At 34.0% G+C, this 19,802-nt stretch carries 13 protein-coding genes and 1 pseudogene; 6 read left to right on the top strand and 8 right to left on the bottom strand.

Going from position 1 to position 19,802, the window contains the following annotated elements; translation table 11 throughout:
• Positions 1 to 46: 46 nt before the first annotated feature.
• From GKZ86_RS08195 to GKZ86_RS25605, 4 genes and pseudogenes are all read right to left on the bottom strand, one after another.
• Positions 47 to 6,268: a T9SS type A sorting domain-containing protein gene (locus tag GKZ86_RS08195; protein ID WP_154782628.1), complete on the bottom strand. Its 6,222-nt coding sequence runs from the start codon at positions 6,266 to 6,268 to the stop codon at positions 47 to 49.
• Between the two features lie 15 nt (positions 6,269 to 6,283).
• Positions 6,284 to 7,420: an ABC transporter substrate-binding protein gene (locus GKZ86_RS08190; RefSeq protein ID WP_154782627.1), complete on the bottom strand. Its 1,137-nt coding sequence runs from the start codon at positions 7,418 to 7,420 to the stop codon at positions 6,284 to 6,286.
• Positions 7,421 to 7,474: 54 nt separating this feature from the next.
• The gene (locus GKZ86_RS08185; RefSeq protein ID WP_317173591.1) at positions 7,475 to 7,867 is read right to left on the bottom strand and encodes a hypothetical protein; all 393 of its coding nucleotides are present in this window, start codon (positions 7,865 to 7,867) and stop codon (positions 7,475 to 7,477) included.
• Positions 7,868 to 7,888: 21 nt separating this feature from the next.
• A pseudogene (locus GKZ86_RS25605) lies at positions 7,889 to 8,059 on the bottom strand (phage tail protein); the annotation flags it as partial.
• 565 nt (positions 8,060 to 8,624) lie between these two features.
• On the opposite strand from GKZ86_RS25605, the gene GKZ86_RS08180 reads away from it, so the two are divergent.
• The 4 genes from GKZ86_RS08180 (at position 8,625) to metQ (ending at position 13,300) form a co-directional block, all read left to right on the top strand.
• Positions 8,625 to 9,854 (top strand): PQQ-dependent sugar dehydrogenase, encoded by a 1,230-nt coding sequence (locus GKZ86_RS08180; protein ID WP_154782625.1) that lies wholly within the window; start codon positions 8,625 to 8,627, stop codon positions 9,852 to 9,854.
• A 550-nt stretch (positions 9,855 to 10,404) separates the two neighbouring features.
• On the top strand, positions 10,405 to 11,436 hold the full coding sequence (gene metN, locus GKZ86_RS08175) for a methionine ABC transporter ATP-binding protein MetN (protein ID WP_154782624.1): 1,032 nt from the start codon (positions 10,405 to 10,407) through the stop codon (positions 11,434 to 11,436).
• Positions 11,429 to 12,082 (top strand): methionine ABC transporter permease MetI, encoded by a 654-nt coding sequence (gene metI, locus GKZ86_RS08170; protein WP_154782623.1) that lies wholly within the window; start codon positions 11,429 to 11,431, stop codon positions 12,080 to 12,082. Before metN ends, metI begins: the two co-directional genes overlap by 8 nt.
• Positions 12,083 to 12,481: 399 nt before the next feature.
• Entirely contained in the window at positions 12,482 to 13,300 is an 819-nt protein-coding gene (gene metQ, locus GKZ86_RS08165; protein ID WP_154782622.1) for a methionine ABC transporter substrate-binding lipoprotein MetQ, read from the top strand.
• A gap of 102 nt (positions 13,301 to 13,402) precedes the next feature.
• Here metQ and GKZ86_RS08160 read toward each other — a convergent pair whose 3' ends face one another.
• The 4 genes from GKZ86_RS08160 to GKZ86_RS08145 all read right to left on the bottom strand — a co-directional run bounded on the left by GKZ86_RS08160 (position 13,403) and on the right by GKZ86_RS08145 (position 17,444).
• Positions 13,403 to 14,083 carry an SRPBCC family protein gene (locus tag GKZ86_RS08160; RefSeq protein ID WP_154782621.1) on the bottom strand — a complete coding sequence of 227 codons (681 nt, stop codon included), beginning with the start codon at positions 14,081 to 14,083 and terminating at the stop codon, positions 13,403 to 13,405.
• A gap of 195 nt (positions 14,084 to 14,278) precedes the next feature.
• Positions 14,279 to 14,815 (bottom strand): hypothetical protein, encoded by a 537-nt coding sequence (locus tag GKZ86_RS08155; RefSeq protein WP_154782620.1) that lies wholly within the window; start codon positions 14,813 to 14,815, stop codon positions 14,279 to 14,281.
• A 225-nt stretch (positions 14,816 to 15,040) separates the two neighbouring features.
• Complete coding sequence (locus GKZ86_RS08150; protein ID WP_154782619.1) at positions 15,041 to 15,373, bottom strand: DUF4870 domain-containing protein; 333 nt, start codon at positions 15,371 to 15,373, stop codon at positions 15,041 to 15,043.
• A gap of 157 nt (positions 15,374 to 15,530) precedes the next feature.
• On the bottom strand, positions 15,531 to 17,444 hold the full coding sequence (locus GKZ86_RS08145; protein ID WP_154782618.1) for a hypothetical protein: 1,914 nt from the start codon (positions 17,442 to 17,444) through the stop codon (positions 15,531 to 15,533).
• Between the two features lie 533 nt (positions 17,445 to 17,977).
• Here GKZ86_RS08145 and GKZ86_RS08140 point away from each other — a divergent pair.
• Together GKZ86_RS08140 and GKZ86_RS08135 are read left to right on the top strand one after the other, a co-directional pair.
• Entirely contained in the window at positions 17,978 to 18,538 is a 561-nt protein-coding gene (locus GKZ86_RS08140) for an RNA polymerase sigma-70 factor (protein WP_154782617.1), read from the top strand.
• A gap of 137 nt (positions 18,539 to 18,675) precedes the next feature.
• Positions 18,676 to 19,785 carry a FecR family protein gene (locus tag GKZ86_RS08135; protein WP_154782616.1) on the top strand — a complete coding sequence of 370 codons (1,110 nt, stop codon included), beginning with the start codon at positions 18,676 to 18,678 and terminating at the stop codon, positions 19,783 to 19,785.
• Positions 19,786 to 19,802: the final 17 nt, after the last annotated feature.

The raw sequence follows: 19,802 nt of genomic DNA, 5'->3' as shown, positions 1-19,802 counted from the left end.
TTATATTAGCCAGTACTATTTTTATCTAGTACTGGCAGGGTTTTATTTATTTTACAATTACTTTGAATGATTTTTTTACGTTTGCAGTTTCAAGAACTACAAGGTAAATGTTACCTTCAGTTGTTGGAGGTAATTGTATTTCGGTAATTACTGTAGATGACTTCACTGTTTTAATCAACTGACCTGAAACAGAGTAAAGTGTGATCTGCATATTTTCCAATTCTTCTGCAGGATAATCAGCTTCTACAGTAATAACTTTTCCGGTTTCAATTGGATTCGGGTAAAGTTTCGACTGAAATGAATTTTGTATTGAAATCGTGCCACCACAAGTTTGAAGTACTTTTCCATCTTTAGTAGTCATTTTTACGCTATACAAAGCAGAAGGATCTAAAACATTATTAGATTCATTTCCGGCAGTATAATATTGACCAGTTCCTACTTGAACTCCATTTTTAAACCATTGGTATGCAACAAACTCATAACCACCATTTGTTAAAGGGTTGTTGTTTACAAGAAGTACATTGTTAAACTTCTGACGAACAATATCGAAGAAACCAAAAGGCTTTTCTACTTTAATTGTATAATTAGCTGTTGTTGATCCATCTTCAGAAGTTATTGTTACGTTTTGTGTATAAATACCTGGTTTAGGAGGCGTAATCGTAAAATTAGCTGAAGGTGTAATCGTTGCATTTGTTGTGTTTACAATAGCGATATTAACATTGGTTTGTCCACAAGTCATCAGATATGTTAGATCTTTTGCTGGATTTGGATATACCTGAGTACCAATTGTAATTTGGGTAACTGTTACATCATTATTTTTAATTACCAATACTTGCGAAACATCTGGTGCAGGTAGATAATTAACATTACCATCCTGATGCGCAGTAATTGTTACCTGACCAGATCTTAACAGATTTACCAGACCAGTTGCAGAAACACTCGCAGGTGGCAGGGCAGAAGTATAGGTAAATGAATAACGTATTGCTAAACCTGAATTTGAATTAGCATCTAAATTGAAGGTATTATTAGCTCCAAGAATTCTTGCTGCCAAAGGTCCAAAAGTAATTTGTTGAGCCGCTTTCTTAACAGTAAGTTGCGAAGTAAGTGTAATTGGTGAACAATTTGGTGTACTTACAGATGGAGTTACTACTGCAGTTACTGTATAAACTCCTGCATTCGTTGCTCCATTTGCAGTTCCTGTTGCTGGGTTTGTCGTGTAAGCCACACTTGTTCCGGCAGGAAGATTTGCAACCTGTACAGTATGAAGATTTCCATTAAAAGTAAATTCAGCATCACTAAATGTTACTTGGTTTAAAGGAGAGGCAATTACGTGAAGCGTTTGATTTTGTGACGAAGTATTTCCGTTACCATCGCTATAATTCCATGTAATGGTATAATTACCTTCAACAGTATAGTTTAATGGATTTGTTGTTGTCGCAGTTATGCTTCCAACACAAGCATCTGTTGCTGTAGGAATGCTAATTTCAGATGATAAAATAGAACAATAGTTTGTAATATCAGGAAGGTTCGTTACATCAGGAACTGGTGCAAGAATATCCGGATTAGTAATTATTGTTACTGATTTTGTTAAAGAACATAAATTACCATCAGTAATTGTTACTGTATAATTTCCTGCTGCTAATCCTGAAGCTGTTGCTGCAGTTCCTCCAGACGGAGACCATGCATAAGTATAAGCACCGGTTCCTCCAGTTACAGAAACGGTAGCAGATCCGTTAGTTCCTCCTAAACAAGTCACATTGTTTTGTGAAGTTGTTGCAGTAAGACTTAAAGGTTCAGTAATGGTAACGCTTGCTGTTGTCTGACATACATTAGCATCAGTAATCGTTACTGTATATGTTCCTGCTGCCAGTCCAGAAGCTGTTGCTGCTGTTCCGCCAGTTGGAGCCCATGAATAAGTATATGCACCTGTTCCTCCTGTTACGTTTACAGTAGCAGATCCGTTAGTTCCTCCATTACAACTCACATTTGTATGAGAAGTTGTTGTAGCCAGAGCAGCTGGTTGTGTTACAGAAAAACTTTGAGTTGCCTGACATAAGTTAGCATCAGTAATTGTTACAGTATAATTTCCTGCAGCTAATCCTGTAGCTGTCGCAGAAGTCCCTCCAGATGGAGCCCAAGAATAGGTATATGCACCAGTTCCTCCCGTTACGTTTACAGAAGCTGATCCGTTACTTCCTCCATTGCAACTTACATTAGTTTGTGATGGAGTAACAACTATTGCACCTGGTTGTGTTATAGTAAAACTTTTTACTATTGAACAACCATTAGCAGATGTTATAGTTACTGTATAGTTTCCTGCACTAAGATTACTAGCTGTATCAGCATTACCTCCTGATGGCGCCCATACGTAGGTAAAAGGGCCTGGAGCTCCTGAAGGAATTACTGTAGCTGAACCTGTATTTGAACTATTACATAAAATATCAGTTTGTGATGTGACTGCAACTAGTGTATTTGTTGTATTAATTACAAAGTTTTTAGTAAGTGTACAACCATTAGCATCCGTAATGATACAATTGTAATTACCTGCTAATAATCCTGTTGCTATTTGTGTTGTTTGTCCATCTGACCATAAATAGGTATAAGGCGTTACTCCTCCCGATGGTGAAGTAGCTGCTTGTCCGCCAGTAACACAAGTTGCATTTATCTGAGATGTTGTAGCTGTTAAAACTGAAGGTTGAGTAATTGTAAAGTTTTTAATTAAACTACAACCTACAGCATCTGTAATCATGACACTATAATTCCCAGCTGTTAATCCTGTTGCAGTTGCAGCAGTCCCTCCAGAAGGTGACCATAGATACGTATAAGTTCCATTTCCTCCTGTAACATTTACTGAAGCTGTTCCGGTCGCTCCTCCATTACAAAGTACATCGGTTTTTACTGTTGTTGCTGCTAAAACTGCAGGCTCGCCAATAGTAACAGTTGCTGTAGTCTGACATGTGTTGCCATCTGTAACCGTAACGGTATAAGTTCCTGCAGCAAGTCCTGTTGCTGTTGCAGCATTTCCACCTGTTGGACTCCATGAATAAGTATATCCTACTGTTCCTCCTGTTGCATTTACAGTAGCTGTACCGTTAGTACCGCCATTACATGATACATCTGTTTTAGAAGCTGTTGCAGATAATTGCGTTGGAGTCAAAATTGTAATTGATTTTACAAGTGTACATCCGTTTGCATCTGTAATAGTACAAGTATAGTTTCCTGCAGGTCTTCCTGTAATAGATGCTGTAGTACCACCAAGCGGTGCCCATAAATAGGTATATCCTGGTGTTCCTCCTAATACGGTAACAGAAGCAGACCCATTAGATCCTCCAAAACAACTTACACCAACTGATGCTGTAGTTGCAGATAGAATTGCTGCTGGTTGTGTAATTGTAAAACTTTGTGTTGCTAAACATAAGTTAGCGTCTGTAATTGTAACGGTATAAGTTCCTGCAGCTAAACCAGTAGCTGTTGTAGCAGTTCCTCCAGATGGTGCCCATGAATAAGTATAAGAACCAGTTCCGCCAGTTGCGCTTACCGTAGCAGATCCTGTAAGATCTCCACGACATCCAATATTAGTTTGTGATATTGGTGTAGCTACCAAAGCACTTGGTTGCACAATAGTGAATGTTTTTGCTGTTTGACATAAGTTAGCATCTGTAACCGTAACAGTATAAGTTCCTGCAGTTAAACCAGTAGCTGTTGCAGCAGTTCCACCAGACGGAGACCATGCATAAGTATAAGTCCCAGTTCCGCCAGTTACGTTTACTGTTGCAGATCCTGTTGCAGCACCGTTACACAATACGTCTGTTTGTGATGATGTTACAGAAAATGGGGTAGGTTGTGAGATTGTAAAACTTTGAGTTGTCTGACACGCGTTGGCATCAGTAACCGTAACAGTATATGTTCCTTGAGAAAGTCCACTAGCTGTAGCAGCTGTTCCTCCAGAAGGAGACCATGAATATGTGTATCCAGGAGTTCCTCCAGTTACTACAACTGTAGCAGTTCCGTTAGATCCTCCATTACAACTAACATTATTTATCGTTCCTTGAGTTGCTGCTAAAACAGGAGGTTGAGTTATAGTGAAATTTTGTGTTTTTGTACACAAATTAGCGTCAGTAATAGTAACGCTGTAAGCTCCAGAAGCTAAGCCTGTTATAGAAGCTGTCGTAGCTCCGTTAGACCAAAGATAAGTATAAGCTCCGGTTCCTCCGGTTGGCGTTACAGTTGCTGAACCATTAGCTCCGCCATTACAACTAACATTAACTTGAGATGGAGCAGCATTAATAACTGCTGGCTGCCCAACAATAATATTGTTTATAGTACGCAGACAAGAGTTTGCATCAGTAATCGTAACACTATATGTTCCGGCAACAAGTCCTGTTGCAGTAGCTGTTGTGGCTCCATTAGACCATAAATAAGTATATGATGGTGTACCTCCTGAAGCTGTAATTGTAGCCGTTCCGTTAGCTCCTCCAAAACAAGAAACATTTGTTACACTAGGAGTTCCGTTAAGAGTTGCAGCAGGTTGTCCTACTATAATATTGTTTATAGTACGCTGACAAGAGTTAGCATCTGTAATAGTTACGCTGTACGTTCCTGACTGAAGTCCGGTTGTAGTAGCTGTTGTAGCTCCATTAGACCATAAATAAGTATAAGAAGGTGTACCTCCTGAAGCTGTAATTGTAGCCGTACCGTTAGATCCTCCAAAACAAGAAACATTTGTTACACTAGGAGTTCCGTTAAGAGTTGCAGCAGGTTGTCCTACTATAATATTGTTTATAGTACGCTGACAAGAGTTAGCATCTGTAATAGTTACACTGTACGTTCCTGACTGAAGTCCGGATGCGGTAGCCGTTGTAGCTCCATTAGACCATAAATAAGTATAAGAAGGTGTACCTCCTGAAGCTGTAATTGTAGCCGTTCCATTAGCTCCTCCAAAACAAGAAACATTTGTAACAGAAGGACTTCCGTTAAGAGATGATGGCTGTACTATCGTATAATTTCTAGTAATTTGTGTTAATTCATTATCGGTAACAGTTACTGATATTGGTCCAACACCAAGTCCGGTTACAGTAGCCGTTGTAGCTCCATTAGTCCATAGATAAGTATATGGAGTTGTACCACCAATAACATTAACTGTTGCTGTACCATTAGAACCTCCGTTACAACTTTGATTTGTTTGTGGAGTTGACGAAGTACTCAATGCCGCTCCCGTAGTTAGCGTTAGTTCCGTACCATAAGCAGTAAAACCGCTGTTAGAAGCGTAGGCTCTGTAATAAATAAGCGATCCGGGAGTTAAGCCAGTTACCGTATTAGTAAATGTTCCTGTTCCCGTCCCGATTTGAAATTTATGATTAGCAATAGTCGGATTTGCAGTTACAGCCCAAACTATTCCTCTTTCTACAGTTGGTTCTCCACCATCTGTGTTTACTATACCACCTATTGTTGCACTAACTGATTTAACATTTGTAGCTGCAGTAGTTGCAACTGTTGGAGCTATCACAGTAGATACTGCAGGTGTAGGATAGTTTGAAGGAATAATTCCTAAATCAGTAGCTCCGGTACTATGTGACCAGTATGTACTTGACGGATTATTAATTTTAGCTAATAATTCATCAACAGTTCCTGTCAAGGTTCCTATATATTTGCTATTAGCAATTTCAGGGCCTGGTGCAGGAAATAAAGAAATACAATTTACACCGTTGGTTAAACCAGGAGGCAATGAACTTTCGTTTCCTCCATTTGCTCCAGCTACTGTATTCCATGTAGTAGTAGAATCGTAATCACTAATATTATAATCTCCATGAATTCCTGCAATAAATGTAGGTGATGCAGGTTCTGGTCCTGTACCAGATTGGTATGCCAGGATCTGATCACCCCCAGACAGATTAAAGTTTGAACTTGATACGATCGCGATCGAAGCTTGAGTTGTTCCGGTTATTGTGAAAACATCATCTGTTGCAGTTTCTACAATCGATACTATAGTACCTGCAGGAGTATATGCCGGTACTGTCCACAGTAAATGTGGTTCAGTAGTGCTTGTGGCCCAGGTTCCGTTACCCCATCCTTTTTCCGTTAAATACAAGAGTGTTCCTGCATTAATGTTTTTAAGGGTAATAAAAGAAAAACCATCATTGGCAGTTCCGGTTTGATAGCCAATAAAAGCTATATCACCTGGTGCCAGCACAGTTGGCTGGGCTTTAAGATTTTGATGTACAAAGAAGGTACACAAAAAGACGATAAATGTGAGTAATTTTCTTTTCATAATATAAAATTTAGTTTAATGGCATAAATAGGCATTTTGCCAGCCACCTAATTGATCAGGTTTAATAGATGAATTAAAAGCTTTAGTAAAATGTCCATCATTTATAAATGTTTCTATTTTATTAAAACTGATATCGTTATTAGAATCAATATTTAATTGATACATGTAATAATTAAATATTGTTCTGTTTGTATCCTTATCAAATTCAATATTTCCTCTAGGTCCGGTAATATTCAATTTACCAATTTCTTCAATCAAGGAACTTATCTTAAAATTGTTGCTTGAGTTAAGAAGAATGGTCTTTAATATTAGTCCGTTTTCATAACCTAAAATCGAAAATACAGAGGGATTCTCAGAGTATATATCTTTATACTCAGTAGTAAAGTTTATTGTATCACTATCATTTTGCATCCATGAACTTACTACATAAAGTTCGTGTGGATCATTTTTATATTCTTCTAAAATTTTATCATTGATAAAAAATGGAGTTACATAAAAGGGGTATTTTTGAGTGATTTTATTTTGGTTTACAAAATCAGCATTTTCCTCAGCATACAAACCACTATAGAAAGCAAAAACAGCATCTGGTTCACGAGTATTAATGAATTGATCCATGTGTGCAGACTCATCTTCTCTGGGCACAAAAGGGGTAATATAATGCCCTGAAAAAATATTTTTTTCTTTAAAACCATATTCAATTGCAGATAACATACCATATCCTGAATCATAGAAAGAGGTTGAGGTTACAATTTTTTGATAGTTTTTAGCTGTTAGATAATTACCTAAATGATAGCATGATTCGGTTAAACCAAAAGAATTAATATAAACTCCTTTATAAGTTGGCGTTTCGTAAGGCATCGTTGCGCCAATTTCTGCGGCAAGCAATAAAATATCATTGTTTGAAGCATAATTATAAACTTCTGATATATTATAATGCCCAAAAAAGCCAATGATAATTGATACTTCTTCCTGAAAATTTAGTTTCTGTATTTTTTCAATTATCATTTTCTCGTCAGCACCAATACCAATACTTTCTACAAAAAAATTAACATTGAGATTATTAAGTTTTAAACCTCTCATGAAATCTCTGTCTAATGTTGGGTATTGTTGTGATTTTGGAATTAGAATTCCTATTTTAGTAGTTTTATCCATAAAGTAAGATTAAAAAAACAGAGGCATAATCGCCTCTGTTTCATTCTAATTATATTAATTTCTTGAAGGAAAAATTCCTTCTAAAGCTATGGAGTAATTTATACCAAGATATGGGTTTCGTATGCCAAATGGTTGGCCACCTCCAGCAATACCAGTATTACCACTTATGGTTGAAGTAAAACCGGTAACTTTGTTTTTAGTTGTTCCAGTTCCTGGCTCGCTATAGATATTAGGAACATCACCACCAGCTGCAAGAGAATTTTTTCCATTATCAGTCTCATTGGTTGTTGTACCATCACTTAATGCATTTGCGAATGTAACTATGGTATTTTGTTCAGCTGCAATAGGATGTGTGTGCATAGGAACATTGGTTATTAACAATGTAGCACTTTCAGTTCCGGCAATTTGCCCCTGAGCGACATTAGTTAATCCAGGTCCTTGTCCCATACCCACTAGGCTTCTTCCTCTTAAATCAGGTAATCCAAACGTGGTTTGACCATTACCGCCATACGTTGTTCCAAGTAGAGCAAATAGCGCATTGTTTGAGGATATCGCTAAGAGTTGTCCATTACAAAGTTGCCAGCCTCTTGGCGCGAAGTTAAATCCAAAAGCGAGAATTGTCCCAATAAATGTCTCCATAATTTTTTTTTGTTTAAATTGGTTAATGTTAGTTATTGTATTTATTTAATTATTGTAAGATTTTATTTTTGTAAAAAAGTAGTTTTTTATTTATATCAATGATGCTAAATTACTGTATTTTAATATTTTAAAATCAGGTGTTTTTACGTGTTTTTGTAAGTAATTTTAGCTTGTGAATAAAAAATAATTTGCCCTCTTTCTTCTAATCAGTTTTAAAATTAAATAGGTAAGGGGGGAAAAAAGAAAAAGATGTCATGAAATGGGTTTTTCTTGTCATGAAATCGGTTTGTGAAATAATAGCTGTTCTCTAAGACTTATGAAGAGAAATCTAAAGTGCAAATTAAAAAATGTATCTAATTTAATTATCAGCGATTTTATACTTCAAATAGGTGATTTTAAATGTTAAACAATTAATTGTATAAATTCTGCGTTAAATTATGTAAGATTTTTTAGTCTTAATTTTAGAAATTTGATGTAAGAGACTATATGTGTAGTAAAATTCATATATTATCTATTAGAAGCACTAAAACGATTTATATTTTTTAATTTTTAACCCCCAAATACCATGAAAAAACTTCATTACATCGCGATTCTGGCAGGAACATTATTAGCTTTTACAAGCTGCTCAAATGATGACAAAAATCCTGATACTGATCCGGGAACCGTTACAAATCCGGTAGAAACTACTGCACCTAATACTACTTATGCACCGGCGTTTACAGGTCAGACCCGTATAAATGGTTTACAAACGAATACAGCTTTTGAAGCAAAAATTATAACATCTGCTTTAGCAAGTCCTTGGGGAGTAAAAGTGTTACCTGACGGTAGATTACTAGTTACTGAAAAAGGCGGGAATTTCCGAATCGTTAAAGTAACCGGAGAAGTAAGCGCGCCTATTACAGGAATTCCTGCTGTAAACTCTGCGGGACAAGGAGGATTATTAGGTTTATGCCTAGATCCTGATTTTGCTACCAACAGAATGATTTACTGGGTATTTTCTGAAGTGACAGCGGGCAAAAATCAAACTTCAGTAGCTAAAGGAAAATTAGAAACAAATGAAACTGTAATAGAAGGAGCAACGGTAATTTATCGCGCAAATCCTGCAAATGCAAGTACGCTACATTATGGCGGACGTATTCTTTTTGATAAAACAGGAAATCTTATAGTAAGTACGGGAGAACGTTCTGTACTTGAAACGAGACCATTAGCACAATCTGTTTCTACAGGTTTAGGAAAAGTGGTCAGAATAACGAAAGACGGAGCTGCGGCATCTGGAAATCCTGTTTTTACTGAAACAGGCGCATTACCTGAATTATATTCTTACGGACATAGAAATCCGCAAGGATTGGCGCTTCATCCCGGAACTGGAGAAGTTTGGCTGGCAGAACACGGACCACGCGGAGGTGACGAAATTAATAGGGTAAGAGGCGGACTAAACTATGGATGGCCTACAATTACATACGGAATTGAGTATAGTGGAGAAAAAATTGGTGACGGTATCCAGAAAAAAGACGGTATGGAACAACCTGTTTATTACTGGGATCCGGTTGTTTCGCCAAGCGGAATGACTTTTTATACCGGAAATCGTGTTCCGGAATGGGAAAACAATCTTTTCATTGGCGCTTTAAGCGGAAAACATATTGTTCGTCTTGCAATCAGAGATAACAAAGTAATTGGTGAAGAAAGACTTCTTGCTTCAGAAAATCAACGTTTTAGAGACGTAACTCAAGGAACTGACGCAGCATTATATGCTGTAACTGACGAAGGAAGACTTTATAGAATTGATAAAAAATAACAAACCAAATTATATTTTTATTTATTAGGTAAAGACGCAATTATTGCGTCTTTATTTTTTTTGCCACAGATTTAAAGGATTAAAAAGATTATAAAAAATCTGCAAAATCTGCAGAATCTGCGTGAAAAATAACACATAGTAATTAAAGAGAACATTTTTGAATCTTTTTAATCTGAGAAATTTGTAGCAAAAAAATCATACTTAATATAATATATACCAATTATAATTTATTCATAAATAAAATCGTTGTAATCGATATAGTAGTCTATTATTTTGATAGGCTATAAAAAGTTTTCTTGTTTTTGAAGCAAAATTCAAAATAAACTCTTTAAATTTGCCGCAGCAATGAGAAACAATAACCAGAATACAAAGCATTATAGCTGCAACATGTTGATGTGTTGTACTGTTACAATGCAATTAAGTAGTCTGGCTTCTACATAAAAAATATAGTATTTATATTAAAAGCCTTTCATAGTAACCTGAAAGGCTTTTTTATTTTAAATCTTATAAAGTAAAGTTTCAATGCCTCAAATAAATCTGAATTAAAAAAATGATTGAATTAAAAAATGTAACCAAGACTTTTCATCAGAAAAACAGAATCGTTTCTGCCTTGTCTGATGTGTCACTTAAAGTTCCGCCGGGAAAAATCTTTGGTGTAATTGGTACTTCGGGAGCGGGAAAAAGCACATTAATTCGATGTGTAAATCTTTTAGAAAGACCAACTTCCGGAGAAATTATTGTTGACGGAAAATCGTTAATCCAATTATCAAACGCACAATTGGCGATTGAGAGAAGGCAAATCGGAATGATTTTTCAGCATTTCAATTTACTTTCATCACGTACTGTTTTTGAGAATGTAGCATTTCCGTTAGAACTTGCCGGAACTTCAAAAGCAGCTATAAAAACTCGTGTTTCTGAACTATTGCAATTAGTTGGTTTAGAAGAAAAAGCAAACGATTATCCTGCAAGTCTTTCAGGTGGACAAAAGCAAAGAGTTGCTATTGCAAGAACATTAGCAAACAATCCGAAAGTACTTTTGTGCGATGAAGCGACAAGTGCACTTGATCCTGCAACAACACGATCTATTTTAAATTTATTGAAGGATATAAACCGACGTCTTAATATCACGATTTTGTTGATTACGCACCAAATGGAAGTAGTAAAATCAATTTGTGATGAAGTTGCGGTTATCAGCCACGGAAAATTGATAGAGCAGGGAAGTGTGGGAGAAATTTTTGCAGATCCGAAACATGAACTTACCAGAGAATTTATTTCTTCATCCTTACATCTTGATATTCCATCAGTTTATCAGGAAAAATTACAAAAGGAAAATGGCGAAAATTTAAATCCTTTGTTAAGGCTTGAAATGACCGGGAAATCGGTAAATGAACCTGTTATTTCTGAAGTTTCAAGATTATTTGACACTGATTTTAAAATTATCAGTGCACAAATGGATCAGGCCGGTGATGTTAATTTTGGAGTTATGCTGATTGAATTGTCAGGCAAAAGAGAAAATTATGAAGCTGCCATCCAATATTTTATTTCAAAACATATTAAAACAGAAATTATAGGTTATGTCTGATTCCATTATTGAATTGTTATTAAAAGGAACCTGGGAAACAATTGTTATGACTTTCGTGTCTGGCTTTTTTGGTTTCGCATTAGGACTTCCAACCGGTATTTTACTTTTTCTTACCCGAAAAAATCAAATATTAGATCAACCGGTTTTAAACAGAACTTTATCTGTTTTGGTGAATATTTTTCGTTCTATTCCATTCATTATATTAATTGTCTGGATGATTCCGTTTACGCGTGCACTTGTGGGAACTTCGATTGGAGTTAGCGCAGCATTAGTACCGTTGAGTATTGGCGCAGCACCATTTATTGCGCGTCTTGTAGAGAATAGTCTTTTAGGTTTGCCTTCAGGGCTTATTGAAGCAGCGAGAGCTTTGGGAGCGACACCATTTCAAATTGTTTATAAAGTATTGCTTCCGGAAGCATTGCCTTCTTTAATAAATGCAGCATCAATTACTTTAATCACGCTTGTAGGATATTCTGCAATGGGTGGAGCCGTTGGTGCAGGTGGTTTAGGACAAGTAGGTTATCAATATGGATATATTGGTTATGATGCCGTAACAATGAATTCAGTTTTGGCGTTGCTGGTACTTTTAGTATTTCTGATTCAGTTTATTGGAGATACTTTATCGAAGCGATTTGACCATAGATAGTTATCAATTAAAAATTAAGAATTAAAAATTAAAAAGTCGATAATTTTTGTTTCACGCAGATTTTGCAGATTTAAGCAGATTTGAATTTAAATAATCTGTGTTCATCAGCTTAAATCTTTTTAAATCTGCGTGAAAAAAACTTTGCATCTGTGCGAGCAAATTTCGAATTAAGATTAAAAAAATATACTCAATAGATAATTACGAATTAAAAATTAAAAAGTCGATAATTTTTGTTTCACGCAGATTTTGCATATTTAAGCAGATTTGAATTTAAATAATCTGTGTTCATCAGCTTAAATCTTTTTAAATCTGCGTGAAAAAAGTGTGAGCAAATTTCGAATTAAGATTAAAAAATATACTCAATAGATAATTACGAATTAAAAATTAAAACATATTATAATGAATACTAAACTGAATTTTTTTAAAACAGCAGGAATTATAGCTTTATCGCTTGTTGTTGCTAATTGCGGGAAAAGTAAAAATGACGATCCACATTTTATAAAAGTAGGTGTGGCAACAGGACCGGAATATAAAGTGGCAGAAGCGGCTAAAAAAGTAGCAAAAGATAAATACGGACTTGAAGTTGAATTGGTTTCTTTTAATGATTACGTGATTCCAAACGAAGCTTTAAGCCAGGGAGATATCGATGCAAATGCTTTTCAGCATAAACCATATCTTGACGAACAATCGAAACAACGTGGCTATAAATTAGCAATCATTGGAAAAACATTTATTTATCCGATTGCTGCGTATTCTAAAAAGATCAAAAATCTTTCTGAATTGAAAAACGAAAGCACGATTATTATTCCAAATGATCCAACAAACGGAGGTCGTTCGTTATTGCTTTTACAAAAAAACGGTTTGTTGAAACTTCGTGATGGAGTTGGTTTATTACCGAAAGTAACGGATATTACTGAGAACCCAAAAAATCTTAAAATCTTAGAATTAGAAGCGCCTCAATTGCCAAGAGCTTTAGATGATGATAACGTTTCTATTGCGATTATCAACAATACATTTGCTTCACAAGCCGGATTAGTTCCGTCGCGCGATGCTTTGTTTGTAGAAGATAAAGATTCTCCATACGTAAATCTTGTAGTGAGCAGAGAAGACAATAAAAACCAGGAAAAAGTAAAACAGTTTTTACAAGCTTTTCAATCTGCAGAAGTAGAAGCAGCAGCCGTTCGCGAATTTAAAGGTGGAGCTGTTAAGGGTTGGTAATTAAAAATTACGATTCACTTTAAAACAAAATATCAATATTAGTATTCAAAAAAGAATGGCTAATATTGATATTTTGTCTTTATAAAAGGTTCAGTTATAATATTAATGAGCTTCCAAATAAGATTTGAAATTTGTAATATCATCCTTTACTAATTTCTCAAAATATGGATTAAGCAATTTTGCTGCACTTTCTCCGGCTATCCCAAGTGGAGCCTGATATGAAATTGTAACATCAATTTCTGTTGCTTTTCCTTTAGATTTAAAAGTAATTTTTCCAACATTTGTAATTGATGAATCCGGAAGTGATTGCCAGCTTATTAGTTTTTCTTTTTCATCTTTGATAACTTCCGCAGTCCAGCTTAATTTTCCAATTCCGGCAGGACCTTTTGCTGTCCATTTTGAAGTATTGTAATTGATTGGTTTTACAGAATCGATATGGTTCATGAATTTTGGCAGGTTTTCGAAATCACGCCAAAACGTATAAACTTCGTTAATAGGTTTTTCAATAACGCTATTTATACGAATATTGATGTTTGATGTTTTGCCATTTTTTAAATGATCAACAGCATCATAAACAGGACAATATCCGCTAAGGCCTCTTAAAAGCATTGCGCCTCCGGTACCAATTTTCCCGATACTTTTATCTTCTTTAGATAATTCTTTATATAAGAGATAGGATCCGCTGGTTACCATTAAAATTCTTTCGATAGCCGAAACGTTATTTTTAATTTTTGGAAGGCTCTGTTTTTGAAAATTTTTCAAAGATGTTGATATAGTTTCCATGATTTTATTTTTTATCGTTATTAATTTATTTGCATAATAATTTTAGAACGTTAAAAATAAGGATATTACGAAGTTTTCGTCTTATACTATTTCAATTTATGATTACAGAATTACGCTTCGATTTTCCTATTATATTCAAAAAAAAAACTTCATTATTTCTAATGAAGTCATCGGCGTGTAATTACTAAAATGGCATTAAAATGTATTAACTTCAATTCCGTGATCCTTTGCGTACGGTAAGGCAAGATCCCAAAGTTTTTTATATTTTTCTTCAAAAACAGGAAAGTTAGCAGCTTCCATTTCTGCAATCGCTTTGTCTATAGTTTCTTTAGATGCTTTTTGATCCATTAATTTGGCAATTTTCACATAATCCTTTTCATATTTGTCTTCTACAAATTTAAAAAGATCTAATGATGCATTAATCATTGGCGTGGTTTCATCTGTTGGTTTTAAATCTTCTATTTTTTTAATAGATTGTTTCAGGTACGGAACCTTAAATCTCAAAATATGATCCTCATAAGATTTTGCCGGAAACGTACTTTTTTCATCAAAAGCCATAAGTTGGTTTCCGTTTTTATTTTGTTCCATTCTTTCAAAATCCTTAGAACCAAATTCCATAAATAAATTAGTATTTAAAGCAGATATATCGAAATATTCTTCGGGTGTATTCTCCATTTTACAAGATTGTAAAACGATTAATATCAATGCTGCAATAATAATTTTTGTCTTCATTTTATTTCTATATAATTATTTTTAAACTTTTGTTTGTGTTAAAAAAGCTGCAACACAAATTTTATCAGAGTGAGTAAAACAGTTGTAATTAATTCTATCATGATTTAGCTATATTATTCCATTTTAATCTGTATCAAAACCATTGCAGACATTTTTTTATCTGATGAAAGTATACTGTAATAATGCCAGTATGAGACATTGCTTTTTCATACTGGCATTGAGCAATTATTTAATAAAATCAAATTTATCTGTAAATAATTTTCCGACTACAGGAACAGGAATTTCTTGTTCATTATTAGCGTTTATGATCCCCATAATCCATAAAACTAAAACAGCAAGATTTACCAGGCTTAATATGCTGGCCAAAGTTGGTACCACAACTGCAATAACTGTTAAAGCAACAGAAATTACGATTCCTAAAATAGCGATTCCTAAACCTTGTTTCAAGTGAAATCTCGTTAAAGAATCTTTAACCGTTAGTTTGTTGTAGTTTACGTAAGCAATAATCCAACCGATAATAGTGATGTACGAAATAATTGAAAGCGTCTTTTTGTTCATGATCTTAGGTTTTAAATTCAAACCAAAAGTAATCATGTAACTCCTTAAAAAATCAGATTTTGTATATACTAACCATCTACAAAAAGATTTTTGAGTATCTATTTTGTATCTACAAGAAAATTATTTCATGAATAAAAAAGCGTCGTAAGTATTGAATTTATTGAACTGAAGTGATATACGTATCCAAATCGGTTTCGCGGTCGAGATTTAATTTTTGCTTGATTCGATAGCGCGCCATTCGCATACTTTGAGTTTCAATATTCATGTGATTAGCAATGTCTTTGGTACTCATTCCTAATTTTATGTAGCCGCAATATTTAAAATCGAGTTTGGTAAGCGTGCCCGAAGCTTTTTCCTGTAAAGTCGAAAAAAAGACAGGATTGGTATTTTCAAGACTTGTTTTTAATAATTCAAATTCATCATCGACCTCCATACTTTTGTCGATTGTTTTAGAAATTGTTTTTATATCCGAAGATTTTTCCAATTTCATAACCAGCAATTTATTCTGAATATCTTTCAGGACTTCATTTTTCTTTTCTAATTGCAAATTATTGGTCATTAATTCCTGTTGCAATTTGATTTTTTCCTGCTCGTTAAGTTTTTTTTCCTGAATCGCAATCTGAAGTTCTTTCTCAGTTAATTCAAATTCTAATAAAGCAATCATAGCTTCTTCTTCTTTTATTTTGGATAAAAGAGTAACTTCTTCATTTGCTTTTTGAAGCAACTGATTTGTTTTAATATAAGATCGCTGTCTGAAATGATAAGAACGCAACATAAACAAAAGCGTAAAAAAGACAAAAACAACAAGCGCGATATACAAATAATTAATCTTTTTTCTTGATTCCAGATTGTCTGTAAGCAATTGAATTTGCTCCGATTTTTTCTCCGTTTCAAAACGAATTGAAGCATTATATTCTCTGGCTCTGTTTTCCTTTTCCATCATTACGGCAACAGCTTTGTCGTATAAAGCAAAATATTTTCGGTAAGCAGGAAAATCATTTTTTATAGTTGCCAGATCCATATAGTTTTTATAGAGCAAAGCATAATATCTGGAGTTTATTTCCGGATGGTGTTCAATAATTTCAGTTACTTTTTTTAATACCTTTTCAACGTTGGGTATATCATTTATGTTGGTATAATATTGCGCTTGCTGACCGTACATAACCATAAGTTGCATAGGCTCATTTAAGTTAAGACAAACGGCTTCTGTCTTTTTTAAATAAGCTAAAGTTTTTTCAGGTTGTGTTTCAAAAAAATGATATAAATAAAGGCTGGCAAGATTTAAGCAAGTTCTGCCGTAAGAACCATTTATATTGCCTTTTTTCTTTTCATTTTCGAATATTGCAATCGCCTTTAAATAATTGTTTTCGGCTGTTTTTAGCAAATGCAAATCGGTGGTTGTTTTTTGCTCTGCACTTCTCACTAAAAAAAGAGCCCAACTTGTTAAACCATTCGCGATATTAACCTGGTTTTTACTTTCATAAGCTAAATCTAACGCTTTCTTTGTATACTTTTTGCAGAATTTAAGATCATTGTGATCGATAAAATAAGCACCCAGATTTTCATATCCATTCACTAATTTATCGTATCTCATTTTGTTTTTTTCAAAATAAGCCAGCGATTTTAGCATGTAATAGATATACTTTTCTTTATTACCAATAAATTCATGTTTGTAAGCAATGGCATAATTGGCATAAGCAATTGCTTTCGGGTCTTTAGATTGTATGGCTAAAGCATAACTCGAATCTGCGTATTTTATTTGTTTGGGAACATTATCGAGGAATCTTGCAATGTCTGAAATAGCTTCATAAGCGATTGCCTGGCTCTTAATTGACTTTTCTTCGCGTGAAATCTTTAATGCTTGATTTGCAAAAGCATACGCTTTTATGGTATCTGTTTTTTTATAACACGAACTAAGTTGACATAAATAATCTCCTTTTTCTTCTGGAGATAAGTCTTTTTGTTCGATTAATTGAAGCAATTCTTGTTTCGTTTTTTGTGCGTAAGAACTAAGTGAAATTAAAAAAGTAAATAGGCATATATAGAAAAGATACTGTAGGAGTTTAGTCATAATTTCGAATCTAATTTTTTAACTTGTTTTTGAAAATAAGTGCAGCCTTTCGACTTGGTATTTTATAGAAAACTAATTCAGGATTTAATCGCAACTAAATGTTACGGAGTTGAAGGTTCAGTACTAAAAAAGCCTTTTTATCTGCTTAGACTGATACTTGAATTAAAATCAAAGATATAAAAATAGTGGCATCAAAAAATAAGGAACAGGTATGAATAAAAAAGTCTCTGAAAAAATAAATACAATTGGATTTTTTTAAAACGAAAAGCATAAATCTTACGTATATAAGTTATAGCACTGCAATCAGCTAAGATAAATAGTACTAAACCCTGATTTTAATAGGGTAGGATAAGTACTAATATTGTTTTTTTAATATAATTAAAATATCGATTTTTTATTATATTCTAAATATCGATTAAATTTTATTCTAATTTTTGAGGTTATTCAGAGAAATCGAATTGATATTTGCTGATAACTTAAATTTATATAGATTTGTTTTTTTGTATCATATTTGATTTTTTTAAAATAGTACATTGGATATAAATATTGTCTTAGAGGAGCTTAAAAATCAAAATAAATCCGTTTATAAAAATGTCTTCAATCATTTTTATAAAGGGTTAGTTGTCTATGCCAATAATTTCCTATTCGATCAGCAAGCCAGTGAAGATGTAGTGCAGGAAGTATTTATTTCGCTTTGGGAAAATGCAAAAAATATCGAAATCAAAACTTCATTAAAAGCATATCTTTTTGCGATGGTGCGAAATAAATGTTTGAATTATCTTAAATCGCTTAAAATTACAGATGATTTAAATTTAATCGATTTAAACTCGGCGTTGCTTTTAGAAGAAGATTTAGATTTTATTTCTGAAGATGAAAAAGCAATTGTTTACAGACAGGTTTTAAAAATCGTTGAAAGTTTTCCGGAAAGCATGCAACAAATCTTCAAACTTAAATTTGTTGAGAATTATAAGTATAATGAAATTGCCGATGAATTGGGCATTTCTGTAAATACTGTCAAAACACAACTAAAAAGAGCCAAACTTAAAATTGGCGAATCGATACCACTTTTAGTAGCATTATTTCTTCATCATTAATAAGAAAGATTTTACTAATTGTATTTTTTTTAATTATTTCTTTATTTTTTCTTAATCTTTTGTCACCCATTTATCTGTTTCAGTTGTCTTAGTTATAAATTACATCAAGTAATTGTTAATTTAAAGAGATTCTGAAAATGGAATTTAAACTGATCATAAAGAAAATAAACGATACTCTTTCCTCAGAAGAAGAATCAATTTTTGATGCATGGTACAATGAGTCCGACTCAAACAGGGAATATTTTAATAGAGTTCAAAATAACTTCGAAAGCGATATTGATGATGTCGATCTTGATCTTGCCTGGAAAGCAATCAATAAAGAGATTACTCCAAAGAAAAATAAAAAATCATATTACAAATATGCCATTGCAGCTTCTGTAGCTTTGTTAATGGGGATTTCATATTTTACCTATAACAGCAAAACACAACAAACGATTAGCATTGACAACAAACCGGTAGAAGGCGTTACGCTTACTTTATCTGACGGTACAACGGTTGTTTTGAGCGATCATAAAAACGGAGTAGTTGCCAATCAGGAAAACGCTGTTATTACGAAAGACAAAGACGGTCAGATTCGTTATGAAGGAAATGAAGCTGAACACCAGGGAAAAATTGCCTATAATACTTTAGTAACGGCAAACGGAAAAACATTTCAAATTGAATTGCCGGATGGAACAAATGTCTGGATGAATGCCGGATCATCATTAAAATATCCCACTTATTTTAGCGGAAATGAAAGAGCTGTAATCTTAACCGGAGAAGCTTATTTTGAAGTGGCTCATAATGAAAAAATGCCATTTAAGGTCTTCTCAAACGGGCAGGAAGTAGAAGTTTTAGGAACTCATTTTAATATTAAAGCCTATTTAAATGAACCAAACATCAAAACAACTTTGCTTGAAGGGAAAATTAAAATTACAGAAAATGATAATTCAATGCTTGTAAAACCGGGACAACAAGTTTTGGTATTTACAGATCAGCATCTAATGAAAATTGCAGACGTAAATACAGAATCTTCAGTAGCGTGGAAAAACAGACTTTTCTATTTTGAAAATGCCAAGTGCGATGAAATTATGCGTGAAATAGAAAGATGGTATGATGTCGACGTTGTTTATAAAGGTAAAATTCCTGATGAAAGGTTTCAGGGAGCCATTCAAAAAGACTTAAAATTAAATCAGGTACTTAAAATGCTTGAAAGTAAAGACGTACACTTTAAAGTTTCAGGAAAGGAGGTAATTGTGACACAGTAATTTTACGTGCAGCAAGA

Source organism: Flavobacterium sp. LC2016-13 (assembly GCF_009707955.1).
Classification (GTDB): domain Bacteria; phylum Bacteroidota; class Bacteroidia; order Flavobacteriales; family Flavobacteriaceae; genus Flavobacterium.
This window is presented reverse-complemented; position numbering and strand designations above follow the sequence as displayed.

Bases quoted from the DNA above. Each gene is read 5' to 3' on its own strand.
- metQ (WP_154782622.1), top strand. From the start codon at position 12,482: ATGAATACTAAACTGAATTTTTTTAAAACAGCAGGAATTATAGCTTTA.
- GKZ86_RS08150 (WP_154782619.1), bottom strand. From the start codon at position 15,373: ATGAACAAAAAGACGCTTTCAATTATTTCGTACATCACTATTATCGGT.
- GKZ86_RS08160 (WP_154782621.1), bottom strand. From the start codon at position 14,083: ATGGAAACTATATCAACATCTTTGAAAAATTTTCAAAAACAGAGCCTT.
- GKZ86_RS08145 (WP_154782618.1), bottom strand. From the start codon at position 17,444: ATGACTAAACTCCTACAGTATCTTTTCTATATATGCCTATTTACTTTT.
- GKZ86_RS08155 (WP_154782620.1), bottom strand. From the start codon at position 14,815: ATGAAGACAAAAATTATTATTGCAGCATTGATATTAATCGTTTTACAA.
- GKZ86_RS08195 (WP_154782628.1), bottom strand. From the start codon at position 6,268: ATGAAAAGAAAATTACTCACATTTATCGTCTTTTTGTGTACCTTCTTT.
- GKZ86_RS08190 (WP_154782627.1), bottom strand. From the start codon at position 7,420: ATGGATAAAACTACTAAAATAGGAATTCTAATTCCAAAATCACAACAA.
- GKZ86_RS08185 (WP_317173591.1), bottom strand. From the start codon at position 7,867: ATGGGACAAGGACCTGGATTAACTAATGTCGCTCAGGGGCAAATTGCC.
- metI (WP_154782623.1), top strand. From the start codon at position 11,429: ATGTCTGATTCCATTATTGAATTGTTATTAAAAGGAACCTGGGAAACA.
- GKZ86_RS08180 (WP_154782625.1), top strand. From the start codon at position 8,625: ATGAAAAAACTTCATTACATCGCGATTCTGGCAGGAACATTATTAGCT.
- metN (WP_154782624.1), top strand. From the start codon at position 10,405: ATGATTGAATTAAAAAATGTAACCAAGACTTTTCATCAGAAAAACAGA.
- GKZ86_RS08135 (WP_154782616.1), top strand. From the start codon at position 18,676: ATGGAATTTAAACTGATCATAAAGAAAATAAACGATACTCTTTCCTCA.